Origin of the sequence: Komagataeibacter oboediens (assembly GCF_003207815.1) — a bacterium.
GTDB classification, from domain to species: Bacteria; Pseudomonadota; Alphaproteobacteria; order Acetobacterales; family Acetobacteraceae; genus Komagataeibacter; species Komagataeibacter oboediens.
Genome location: NZ_NKTX01000068.1, coordinates 1 through 11,495, shown reverse-complemented (window position 1 = coordinate 11,495; position 11,495 = coordinate 1). Strand labels below are relative to the sequence as shown.

9 protein-coding genes and 2 pseudogenes are annotated in these 11,495 nt (G+C 56.2%); 7 read left to right on the top strand and 4 right to left on the bottom strand.

Annotation, left to right across the window (positions count from 1 at the left end):
• Positions 1 to 693, bottom strand: a 693-nt coding sequence (locus tag CFR80_RS14985; RefSeq protein ID WP_258367846.1) for an alcohol dehydrogenase catalytic domain-containing protein, incomplete at its 3' end; no start/stop codon positions are given.
• Positions 694 to 887: 194 nt separating this feature from the next.
• Positions 888 to 2,333, bottom strand: coding sequence for a helix-turn-helix transcriptional regulator (locus CFR80_RS14980; protein WP_110507620.1), 1,446 nt, complete (start codon positions 2,331 to 2,333; stop codon positions 888 to 890).
• Positions 2,334 to 2,690: 357 nt separating this feature from the next.
• Between CFR80_RS14980 and CFR80_RS14975 the strand changes: the two genes are divergently transcribed.
• From CFR80_RS14975 to CFR80_RS14950, 6 genes are all read left to right on the top strand, one after another.
• A complete protein-coding gene (locus CFR80_RS14975; protein WP_258367845.1) occupies positions 2,691 to 3,620 on the top strand; it encodes an AMP-binding protein in 930 nt (309 codons plus the stop codon).
• A gap of 222 nt (positions 3,621 to 3,842) precedes the next feature.
• On the top strand, positions 3,843 to 4,850 hold the full coding sequence (locus CFR80_RS14970) for a Gfo/Idh/MocA family protein (protein WP_110507618.1): 1,008 nt from the start codon (positions 3,843 to 3,845) through the stop codon (positions 4,848 to 4,850).
• Entirely contained in the window at positions 4,847 to 6,241 is a 1,395-nt protein-coding gene (locus CFR80_RS14965; RefSeq protein WP_110507617.1) for an MFS transporter, read from the top strand. The genes CFR80_RS14970 and CFR80_RS14965 overlap by 4 nt, the downstream gene beginning before the upstream one ends.
• 133 nt (positions 6,242 to 6,374) lie before the next feature.
• Complete coding sequence (locus CFR80_RS14960; protein ID WP_110507616.1) at positions 6,375 to 7,304, top strand: 2-hydroxyacid dehydrogenase; 930 nt, start codon at positions 6,375 to 6,377, stop codon at positions 7,302 to 7,304.
• A 172-nt stretch (positions 7,305 to 7,476) separates the two neighbouring features.
• Complete coding sequence (locus tag CFR80_RS14955) at positions 7,477 to 8,970, top strand: carbohydrate porin (RefSeq protein WP_258367844.1); 1,494 nt, start codon at positions 7,477 to 7,479, stop codon at positions 8,968 to 8,970.
• Positions 8,971 to 9,343: 373 nt separating this feature from the next.
• Complete coding sequence (locus tag CFR80_RS14950) at positions 9,344 to 9,913, top strand: gluconokinase (protein ID WP_181418243.1); 570 nt, start codon at positions 9,344 to 9,346, stop codon at positions 9,911 to 9,913.
• A gap of 193 nt (positions 9,914 to 10,106) precedes the next feature.
• Here CFR80_RS14950 and CFR80_RS20165 read toward each other — a convergent pair.
• A pseudogene (locus CFR80_RS20165) lies at positions 10,107 to 10,261 on the bottom strand (IS701 family transposase); the annotation flags it as partial.
• Positions 10,262 to 10,271: 10 nt separating this feature from the next.
• Positions 10,272 to 11,068: pseudogene (locus tag CFR80_RS14945) on the bottom strand (IS5 family transposase).
• Between the two features lie 78 nt (positions 11,069 to 11,146).
• On the opposite strand from CFR80_RS14945, the gene CFR80_RS14940 reads away from it, so the two are divergent.
• Complete coding sequence (locus CFR80_RS14940) at positions 11,147 to 11,431, top strand: hypothetical protein (protein WP_019089638.1); 285 nt, start codon at positions 11,147 to 11,149, stop codon at positions 11,429 to 11,431.
• The last annotated feature ends 64 nt before the right edge of the window (positions 11,432 to 11,495 follow it).

Sequence of the window (11,495 nt, the reverse complement as noted above, 5' to 3'; positions counted from 1 at the left end):
GGTACCTGCATCCCTACTTGTTGCGTGAACCTCAATGTGGCCAGTTCTACAGGTGTTCACTCCAAGCGTACGTAAAATACACTTTCGTGTCGTGATCCCAATTAACAGCCCGATTGGTCCTGCTCCCTGCACCATCACGCTGCGGCCGCGCACATCGCCCGCGCGTGCAATGGCATGCAGGGCCACGGATAAAGGTTCGGCAAGGCAGGCCTGGCGGAGAGTCAGGTTGGGGGGAAGGGAATGGAGTTGTGTCGCCTTGACAGTCATTGCCCGCCGAAAGCCGCCATCGGTATGGGGATCTCGTGCGGCACTTCCCAGAAAACGCATGTTGCGACACAGGTTGCGCTGTTCCCTCGCACATTCGGGGCAGTGACCACACGGCTGGGCCGGGTGAATGGCCACGGCCTCGCCTACGGAAAAACCTTTCACATCGCTACCTACCGCATCAATGGTGCCCGAGACTTCATGCCCCAGAACCATGGGGGCGTGCAGTACGGACGCCCCGACGCCCCCATGAGCAAAATAATGCAGGTCCGAGCCGCATATGCCGCCCCAGGCCATATTCACCCGCACTTCATCAGGGTCGGGAGCGGGCAGGGGAGCGGGGTCCAGCCGCAGGTCATGCGGTGCATGGATGACCAGTGCTTCGGTCAGGCAGGAACCAATGTTTTTATGACTTGCTTCAGTGTACACGTTCAGGATGCTCCCGCCTGTAACAGGGTCGCCGCCGGGTTAAGCTGGCATGACCGCCCTGGCACAGTGCATGGCAGAAGGTCATGGTCGTGCCCGCTCTAACGAGACAACAGAGCGTCTGGTTTCCGCTATGAAAAGAACGGTGTGCGCCACCCTCGTATCCGTGGATGATCAGGGGCAGGAAACACCTGTTTTTATAATGCCGTGCGATAGGGGGCGATACCGCGCCCTTCATTATTGATATCAACGCGGTGGCCAACCATGGGCAGGGCACGGTGGTGACAGTCCTCACGGGTGCAGGCGCGGCACCCCGGCCCGATGGGAATGATCATGCGGGGATCATTCAGGTCCAGCCCTGCGGAATAGACAAGGTGCTCGGCATCGGCAATGGAGCAGCCCAGAACCACGGCAGTCAGGCGCGGACGGTCAAGGTAGGATATGCTGCTGCGCCCGACCGTGCGGGCTATGTTGAGGTAGAGCGCGCCGTCGGTCGTTTGTGACAACTGGACCTGTACCTGCTGGGGCGTGCTGAATGCACGGAAAATATTCCATAATGGGCACGGACCGCCGAAGCGGGACTGGGTAAAGCGGTTCGCACTGAAACTCTTGAGGATATTGCCGGCGATATCCGTTTTGAGAAAGTAAAAGGGTATGCCCTCGCTTCCCGGGCGCTGCATGGTACTCAGCCGATGGCACGCCTGTTCGAAACTGACCCCGAAATGGCGCTGCAACCGTTCCAGGTCATGGCGGACCTCACGTGCGGTTACCCGAAAACGCTCATAAGGCAGGAGGAGTGCCCCGGCAAAATAGTTGGTCAGATAGACACGCGCCAGTCCCCGTGCCTCACTCTCGCGCAGGCGGGAGCGGCGGATGGTGCGTGCAAACACGGCCTGATGCTCGATCTGCCCCAGCGCCTGCGCCATCCAGAAAGTACTGCTCTCCGCCGGGAGGATGCGCGAAAGGAAGATGGTGCGTGCCCGACGGTCCATCCGCCACATCACTCCCCGCTGCCCCAGGCTGAGATCGGTTTCCGTGCGTATGCCATGATGGTCCAGAAGATAGCGGGTAAGCTGCTCCCGCGGGCTTCCTTCATCCAGTCGTATCATCTCGAACTGGCGTTCCGCCGTGCGGTCGACTTCATCAAAATAATTGCGCTGGAACTGCACCCAGTCATTGACGGCCTCGTAAGGCTCTACCCGATCAGGGGCATCATCCTGTCTGGCGTGCGATGGCGTGGCCGCGCCGACCAGCGGGGCCGCCGTGTGTTCCTGCCGTAGCAGATAGGCACGATAGAGCCGCACAAACTGGGCGCATAGATCAGGTGCTGCGCGCATGGCGGCCTGGATACTGTCGAGCCTGATGGCGTCCGTATCGAATACGGGGTCGGTCAGTATTTCACGTAGTGCCTGTATGCCCCGTGTTTCTTCAGTATCACTGAAATAATCCGCCCCTACCGAAAAGATGTCGCACAGGGCACCAAGCAAAGGCAGGGGCAGGGGGCGTATGTCATGTTCAATCTGGTTAAGGTAACTGGCGGATATGCCCAGCCGCAGCGCCAGCGCGCTCTGTGTCATGCTCACACGGGTGCGTTGATGACGGATGCGTGACCCGGTGAAGGTCTTGGTGGCGGCTTTTCTCATCTTCGCAACCTTTGCAATTCGCGGCGCGGCGTTCGCCCCTTTAAACGGCAAAACATCTTCCGTCCGCAACCGGGATTTGTCACAGTCCGTGGTAACAAAAGCAAACAAGAGCACAACTTATGAAATGCCATGACGGAACACAGCCCCATACCGACAACAGCTTTTTGTGGAACCGGACCGCGCGGGTGACGGCCATCCGCTTCGGTTCCCGGTTGTGGCATGGCGCGCGTGTCCGTCAGGTCGGCACACGTCCGGCATCGCGTTTTTTTGCGTAAAGCACACGTCGCCTCTCTTTTAATTCATGATTGCATCGCGCGTGACCCGTGCCGGAGCAGTTGAACAATGGGGACCAGGTCCATGATCAGCAGGACTTATGACAACGTGTTCGTTCTGCCTGCCATCCATACGCGGCGGCACCCTATTCAACCGGCCGCTCATGCAGGCTCGCTGCCTGTCGACCCGCTGCCGCAATATGCTTTGTCCATGCTGAATATCTCCGCTTTGTGCATTGACCGTCATCTGGGCGATCATGCGGACGGGGCTGCGATAATCTGGCCCGGATCAGGCGCGCAGCCGGAGGAACGGGTTTCCTATCAGGCACTGCATGAGCATGTCTGCCGTCTCGCAAACGCCCTTCTGGACCAGGGTGTGCAACGTGGCGACAGGGTTGCGATCCATATGCCGTTGATGATGGAAAGTATCGTTGCAGTACTGGCCTGTATCCGTATCGGTGCGGTGCATGTCGTGCTGGCCGGCGTATCTGATGTTCCTTTCCTTGCCGAATGGCTGGTGCAATGTGGCGCTGTTGTCGTTCTGACAGATCATGGAACAGGCAGCGGTGAAGTGCCCGTTGCGCTAAAGTCCAGGCTGGACCGCGCCCTGGCCATTGCCGGTTCCCGTTGCCGGGTGCAGATGGTTCTGGTCGTGGCACCCGCCGGGGCGGCCGTGCCGATGAAATCCGGCCGCGACCATCTTTATGATGCCGTGGTGGACTGGTACGAGCCTGATTTTCCGCCTGCGGTCATGTTTGCAGACGATCCGCTGTTTCTTCTCTATCCATCACACCAGCAGGGTCGGACACGTGGCATGACGTATACGGTAGGGCAGTACAGCCGCCTGACCAGCTACGCCATGGACATGCTGGCACCACAGGGCAACGAAGAAATTCCTTACAGTCTCCTCAATATGGCATGGAATGCGGGGCAGACCGCGCTTGTGGTCAGTGTGCTGGCAAAAGGCAGCACCATTGCGGCTTCTGGTGACGGCCTTTCGCCTCACAATATCTGACCCGGACGTGCCTCGTTCACGATTTTGTTTTCTACCTGACAAAACTGGTTCGGTAAGGCAGCGTTTTCAGTCAAGCGTCGGCCGTTACTGGCGCATTGAAATAAAAAAATAAATAAAAATTCAATATTCGATTGTTTCCCATACCTGATGCCACAAGACACGCCCCCTGCGGGGGAAGCGTGCCCGTTAAGGAGAGGGCCTGCAATTGTCCCTGATTATCCAATGACCAGCCCTATCGGTTGGGGTCTGATTGGTGCAAGCAATGTTGCCCGGCAGTGGATTGTCGATGCCATTCGTGCGCAGCCAGACAGCCAGATCCTGAACGTGCTGAGTTCGAACGAAGAACGCGGTGCCCGATTTGCAACTGAAAATGGCATCCCCGCCCACACGACGGATATCGACACGATCCTGACAGACGCGAACGTGGATGCCGTCTATATCAGCACCGCCAACCAGTTTCATTGTCGCCAGACACTCGCGGCAGCCCGCGCCGGGAAAAATGTCCTGTGCGAAAAACCGGTTGCGCTCAGGGTGGATGATGCCCGGAAAATGATCGATGCCTGCCGTGATGCGGGCGTGGTCCTCGGGGTCAATCATCATCTGCGCTGCAATGCCATGCACCAGAAACTGCGGCAGCTTCTGGAAGCAGGAGAAATTGGCCAGCTCAATGCCGTGCGGGTCTTTCATGCCAATTTCCTGCCCCAGGCCCTGCAGGGGTGGCGTATCAACGATCCCAATGGGGGTGGGCTGATACTCGACAGCACGATTCATGACATCGACACGCTGCGTTTCCTGATCGGCAGCAACCCGACACATGTCATGGCCATGACCCAGAGCGGTCGCCTTGCCCATGATGGCGTGGAGGACGGCATCATGGTGATCATGCGCTTTCCCGGCGACGTTCTGGTCCAGATCCATGGTTCCTATACCGTGCCCTTCTCCGAGGGCGGGGTCGAGTTCTATGGCAGTAATGGTGTCCTGATCGGTCGGGACTGCATGAGCCAGCGGGCCGCGGGGCGGCTGTTCATGCGCAATGCCGATGGTGAAAAGGAAATACCGGTTCACCATCACAATCTCTATCACTACGCCCTTGCCGCATTCAGCAATGCGGTGCGTGGCACGGGGCAACCCGCCGCGACCGGCGAAGATGGCCTGGCTGCACTGGCCATAGCGCTGGCCATTCGTGAATCGGCTCTTACGGGCCGTCAGGTCGAAGTGGAAATCCCATGACACAAGCAGCATTCGGGGCCATCGGCGCAGATGGCCGGATAATGTCTCCCCCGGTCCGCCTTGCCCTGACGGTAAGCGAACTGCGTCGCGCGGCATGGACATGCTCGTTGGGAAGCGCGCTGGAATATTATGACTTCGCACTCTACAGCCTGGCATCGGCACTGGTTTTCGGACCGCTCTTTTTTCCTTCGGCCACGCCGGTCACAAGTCTTATCGCCAGTTTCGCAACCTATTTTGTAGGCTTTGCCGTGCGCCCCATTGGCGGGATCGTGTTCGGTCGGCTAGGCGACCATATCGGCCGCAAGAAGGTCCTGCTGATGACCATAACCCTTATGGGTCTGGCCAGCACGGGTATCGGCCTGATCCCGACCTACCAGACAATAGGGATATGGGCCCCCATCCTGCTCATTACGGCCCGGATGCTCCAGGGACTTGGGGCAGGGGCGGAACAGGCCGGCGCTGCTGTAATGATGACGGAATATGCCCCTGTGGGTCAGCGCGGGTTTTATGCCTCGCTGCCATTCCTTGGCATCCAGATCGGCACCATCATCGCAGCCGTGGTGTATTGCAGCCTTCTGTTCGGGGTGGCTGACATCACGCATTCGTGGATATGGCGGCTGCCGTTTCTGGTCAGTGCCGTAATTCTTGTGGTTGCGCTTTATATGCGCCTCAAACTCCGGGAATCTCCCACTTTCGAGATGATCCAGCGCAAGGTGGCGGAAGAACGTGAATCGCTTTTCTCCCTCATCCAAGGCTCGTGGCGCACGATATTGGCCGGGATCGGCGTGAGAATGGCCGAAAATGGCGGCTCCTCCATCTATCAGGTTCTGGCGATCAGCTATCTTGTCAACACCATGGGCCTAGGTGGACTGCTGGGCACGACATCCCTGATAACGGCTGCGGTGATTGGCGGCTTTACCGTGCCGATTGCCGGCCGGCTGAGTGACCGTTTCGGGCGGATCAGGATATATCGCACCTTTGCCATCCTGCAGGCCATCACGGCGTTGCCGGTATGGTATGCTTTCAGTACCGGTCGGCCGCTGCCTGCCATTATCGCGCTGTCCATCGCACTTGGGGTAACCACCTGGGGCATGTTCGGCACGCAGGCAGCCATGCTGCCGGAAATGTTTGGCGCCCGGCACCGGTACATGGCCGTATCGCTGGCGCGTGAAGTCTCGGCCGTGATTGCAGGTGGCATAACGCCCCTTATCGGATCGTGCATCATCAGGTGGGTTGCAAGCTTTTCACCATTTGCGGCGCATCCTGGCCAGATGTCATGGCTGCCGATTGCGGGTTATGTCATTTTTCTTGCGGGCATTACCATTGGAACAACTTACTTCATACCGGAATGCCGTAACCGTGACCTCGTTGAGCAGAACGACATTCTATAGTTGTGTTTTATTTCATTATGGGAAGTGTGCAGACCGGAACCGTTTTTGTCGGGCATGATACCGGAATTATGGCCCGATTTCCCGCTATTGGCAGCGTAAGTGCCCATTTTGCCTGAACTGGAAACATGAAATCATGAAACCTGAAATCCTGCTGATTGAACCCATGATGCCCGAAATCGAGAAGCAGCTTGATGCTGCCTATACCGTGCATCGTTTCACCTCGGTTGCACAACTGAAAGATATTGCGGGCAGGATACGCGGCATTGCAACAGGGGGTGCGACCGGTGTGCCCGAAGCCGTCATGGACAGCTTGCCTGCTCTTGAGATCATAGCCATAAACGGGATCGGCACGGACGCCGTGGACCTGAAAAAAGCCAGGCAGCGCAATATTCATGTCACCACCACGCCGGGCGTCCTGACCGATGATGTAGCGGATATGGCCATGGGGCTTGTCCTGTCGCTTCTGCGCGGGCTGCCGGCAGGAGACCGGTATGTTCGTGATGGGGCATGGGGGAATAAACCCGCCCTGCCGCTCGGCCGCAAGGTCACCGGCAGAAAGCTCGGGATCATAGGCATGGGCCGGGTGGGGCGGGCGATTGCGCATCGCGCCCAGGCTTTTGCCATGCCTGTATCCTATACCGACCTGCGAGATTTTGAACTCGAAGATTATGCTTTCGTGCCTGATTTGCCGACATTGGCGCAGAACAGCGAAATTCTGGTCATCGCGGCATCGGGTGGTGCGGGGTCACGGCATCTGGTCAACCAGGAGGTTATGGAAGCATTGGGGGCCGATGGTTTTCTGGTCAATGTCGCCCGCGGTTCGGTCGTGGATGAACAGGCGCTGATACAGGTGCTTGAGGCAGGAAAACTGGGAGGGGCGGCGTTGGATGTGTTCGAACATGAACCTGATGTACCTGCACCGCTCCGCCAGTCTGCCCGTGTGGTCCTGCAGCCCCATCGTGCCAGCGCAACCGTGGAAACGCGGCTAGCCATGGGAGATCTGGTTGTCAAAAATCTTGCGGCCCATTTTGCGGATCAGTCATTGCTGACTGCCGTGATCTGAACTGACGTACTGCTTGTGCGAGATACGTCCGCAACCGGGCGTATCCACCACATTGAAGACATCCCTGCTGGCAGGGCGGCTTCAGGCATCTATATTTCCGAAATGCCGTTATTAAATATTCATGCAATGAATATTTGGTGATGAAACAATAAGTCCAGCGGGAACAGGATGGATGCGTGCGTTCTTGACGGTTATCATGGCATTCTGTTGTCCAAAACAGGTTTCCGGAACAAAAGCCCGGGTTATCATTATCATCGTGGGTATGTTTCTGTGCAGTCAGGCAACAGCACAGACTTTTCAGGATAACTCCAACAGTGACGCCAGGCTCCGTGTGGCGACACCACTCATGGCCCATCCGTCAAACGGGCCTGTGGTTCCACCATTTTCCCGGCCGGAAGCCCTGTTTACGGACCCATTCGGCATGACATCATGGCTGCGCACGCGTGGCATTGCCTTGACTATGGATAACACAAATGAATTCACGGCCGCCATTTCAAGTCCAACGCCCGGCCACCCGAATTACAAGCAGGGATCAAGTAACGCAGGGCAGATGAATACCGCCCTTCATATCAACTGGGAAAAGATCATCGGCCTGAAGGGGTTTGCCACCCATACGCTTTTTACCAGTCGCTATGGCACGACCGCCAACCGCATGATGGGAGACTGGCTTGCACACTCATCGGAAATATATGGGGGAGGGGGCAATGTTGTCGTTCATCTGGTTACGGCATATGGGGAAGAAAACCTGCTTGGTGGCCGCGTCAGTATTGCTGGGGGGAGGTTGACTGAAATGAGTGAATTCAGCACCAGTTCGCTTTTCTGCAATTTTCAGAATAACGGTTTCTGCGGGCGACCCAAGGCGGCGATCGATAATCAGTATATTACGTCCTATCCGGCCGGAGAGTGGGGCTTTCGTGTCCGTGGTCGTCCATCGCGCTACATCTACATACAGGCCGGTGTCTATTTTGCCGAACGTGGAATTTACGCCAACAGCCAGCACAGGACCGGGTTTCATTTCAATTCATCCAATATTGTAGGGCAGCTTGCGCCGATTGAGCTCGGTTGGGAACCCCTGCTGGGCCGCGCGCATAAACTGCCAGGACATTACAAGATTGGCGGCCAGGTGATCTCTGCTCCCAACCCTGACAATTACTATGATATTCAGGGCCGACCTTATGCGCTTTCCGGCAGTACGGCCCGCAATCATCAGCAGACATGGAGCACATGGCTTGAAATTGACCAGAAGCTTCTTCACCATTCCTATTCGAATGCCGAAGGCGGCCTGACGGCAATGAGCGGCGTGATCTATAATGATCCGCGCACGGCATTGCGTAATTACGAAACATATGTGGCATTTGTGGACCGTGGTTTTATCAGAAGTCGCCCCTATGATTCGTTTGGTGTTGTCATGACCTATGTAAAAATTGCCCCCGGTGTTTCAGATACGGATATGCTGGACCTCAGTATGGTTCCTGTTAAAACGGCGCCAAACCATGCTACGGGTGTTCAGGGACATGTAACGGTATTTGAGACGAACTACCAGATTCATGTCATGCGCGGCGTGGTGTTTGCTCCGGACTTCCAGATCTATTTTCATCCCAATGCACAGAAAAACCTGAAGAACGTGGAGTTCATTGGGTTCAAGTCACAGATACAGATTTTATAACCAGACTGCGGATTGTATCTGTTCTGTATGAAATTCCGCGATGTTGCAAAAACCGGGACACCCGTGATTTGAAAAGAGCTGGCATTTGGAACTTGCCGATTTTCAAAGTGAGCAACATCCATTTTTGCGTAATTTTATTCTGCTTGGTTTGAGAATAAGGAATATAAAATTCCACAGTTGTTAATGTGATGGAATGTATCAAGCGGAAATAAAATTATGTCATCCATTTTACTGGATTTATTTATCCCATTTCTGTCAGGATATGGATGTCTTGAATGCCGATCGGGTCAGAAACGGTTATCTGTTGCTTCGTTGCCGGTCAGGCAGACCATGGTCGATCGTTTTCCCATGATGATATTCGGTAGGATATGCAATGTATGACATTGGACAGGATATGGTTTCATTCTCGCATAGGTTTGGTGAGGCGGGACGACCGTGCGTGCTGATTGTTATGGGGGTATCGGGTTGTGGCAAGAGTACACTTGCCCAGCTGATAGCCGAACGGATGGGCTGGTCCCTTATCGAAGGAGACGACCTGCATCCGCCTGCCAATATTGCCCGCATGAGCAATGGCATTCCGTTGACCGATACGGATCGCGCGCCATGGCTTGATCTTATTGCTGGCCGGATACAGTCATGGCGCGATGCAGGCCAGTGTGGCATCGTGACGTGCTCGTCGCTCAAGCGCAGTTATCGCAGGCAGATTGGCGGCGACAGCGCGGATGTCTGCTTTGTCTACCTTAAAGGCAGCAGGGAGGACATCATGCCCCGCCTTTCCCAACGAACCGGCCACTTTATGCCGGTTGCCATGCTCGACAGTCAGTTTGCCACGCTGGAAGAGCCCGATATGCATGAAGAAGTGGTCATGGTGCTGGATGTCAACGCACCGCAGGCGCAACTTGCTGAACTGGCCTGTGCACATCTGGTCCAGCTTTCTCTTTGAAAACACGGCATGCCATGACCGGTTTTCCAGTTCATGTTTTTGGTCTGGTGATTTGCATTCAGAAATGGACTTTTCAACAAAATGCCCGGTGATCTTTAAATTATGATAACTGAAGCACCGGGACCTGATGACTTGTAAGCCGGCTCTTCCGAACATGGTGCGCGTGATCGTTTTTAACCGGATGGGTTGTTCATGATCGTCCACTCAAAGTGATCGAGGCATTGAATTGCTGATGCGTCTGTTCGCAGACCCATCGGGCCTTGATTGCAGCGGCGGACAGACTGGACAGGTAGTATTTCGTTCCCCGGTGGAACGGTGTTCGTCAATTAGCCAGACTTCTTCCCCGGGCTAGGGCCTGTTAGAACTTGATCCAGTCTGCTGCGGCAGCGATGTGGATGACGGCGAGGAACGACGTTGCTGTTTTTTCATATCTGGTTGCGACAGCGCGCCACTCCTTGAGGCGAGCCCAGAGGTTCTCAACAAGATGCCGACACCGATAGGCCCATTTGGGGCAGGCGACCGGGCCATCGCGTCGTTTCGCGGGAATGGCTGGCCGTGCTCCCATGTCCCATATCCGTTCACGCATGGCGTTCGACGCGTAGCCCTTGTCCGCTACGACCCACAGGGGAATGGCGGGAAGGCTGTCGAGCATGGCTGGTGCCAGAGGCAGTTCATGAGCCTGTCCAGGGGCCAGCGCAAAACCGAAGGCTTTTCCATGTCCATCAGCAATCACGCAGACTTTTGTGCCATAGCCGCCGCGAGAGCGGCCAAGTGCTTCACGATGGTCTCGCTCTTCGAAAGAGGCCCCTTTTTTTGGGCTCCCGCCGCTTTGTGGTGAGCCCTGATGTTCGTGCCATCCAGAAAAGTCATGCCGAGTGCCACTCCCTGTTGGCCCTGAACCAGTTCGAGCAGCCGTTCCCATACGCCGAGCTTCGCCCAGCGGATGAAAAGCTGTGCCGCCCGCCACCACGGACCCAGTTCAGCGGGGATACTCCGCCATTTCGCGCCATTCTCATGACGTCAGAAAATCGCTGCTATCGTCCGCCGCAGATCATGTGGCGGCGTCTTGCCCCTCGGGCGAACCTCCTCAATCAGAGGTTCCCAGATCGCCCATGTCTCGTCCGTAAAGGTGCCTGTTCTGTCTCCTTCTTCCATCCCTACAATATGGGAAGAAATTCAAGATCTAACAGGCCCTAGCGCGGGCCTTCAAGCAATGATCTGAAAGGTCACATCATGAGCAAGTCTTCGTCTCCTTATGTGCGTCGGTTGCTCTGGATTGTGGCCTGTTTTGTGGGTGGTTTTGCGCTTTTGTGCGTGAGTGGCTGGGCGCTTGTCGTCAACGGCAGCACGCAGGACTCCGCGATGGTGACAGTCCTCCGCTGGCTGCCCGTTGCAACGGGTGCGATCACGATAGCCGCGGGATTTTTCCTGCTGTCTCTGCCCGTGCCAGAAGACCCGGAAGACTTCTTTCTGCCGGATGACACCGACGGCGAACTTGAGAGAACAGACGGGAAATAAAAAGAGGTTCAGCCCGTTATCAGAGCTGAACCCTTCTCGCCCTGACCGTCAGTGTGACCGTCAG

Coding starts and splice junctions, on each gene's coding strand:
- CFR80_RS14980 (WP_110507620.1), bottom strand. CDS start 2,333: ATGAGAAAAGCCGCCACCAAGACCTTCACCGGGTCACGCATCCGTCAT.
- CFR80_RS14975 (WP_258367845.1), top strand. CDS start 2,691: ATGATCAGCAGGACTTATGACAACGTGTTCGTTCTGCCTGCCATCCAT.
- CFR80_RS14970 (WP_110507618.1), top strand. CDS start 3,843: ATGACCAGCCCTATCGGTTGGGGTCTGATTGGTGCAAGCAATGTTGCC.
- CFR80_RS14965 (WP_110507617.1), top strand. CDS start 4,847: ATGACACAAGCAGCATTCGGGGCCATCGGCGCAGATGGCCGGATAATG.
- CFR80_RS14960 (WP_110507616.1), top strand. CDS start 6,375: ATGAAACCTGAAATCCTGCTGATTGAACCCATGATGCCCGAAATCGAG.
- CFR80_RS14955 (WP_258367844.1), top strand. CDS start 7,477: ATGCGTGCGTTCTTGACGGTTATCATGGCATTCTGTTGTCCAAAACAG.
- CFR80_RS14950 (WP_181418243.1), top strand. CDS start 9,344: ATGTATGACATTGGACAGGATATGGTTTCATTCTCGCATAGGTTTGGT.
- CFR80_RS14940 (WP_019089638.1), top strand. CDS start 11,147: ATGAGCAAGTCTTCGTCTCCTTATGTGCGTCGGTTGCTCTGGATTGTG.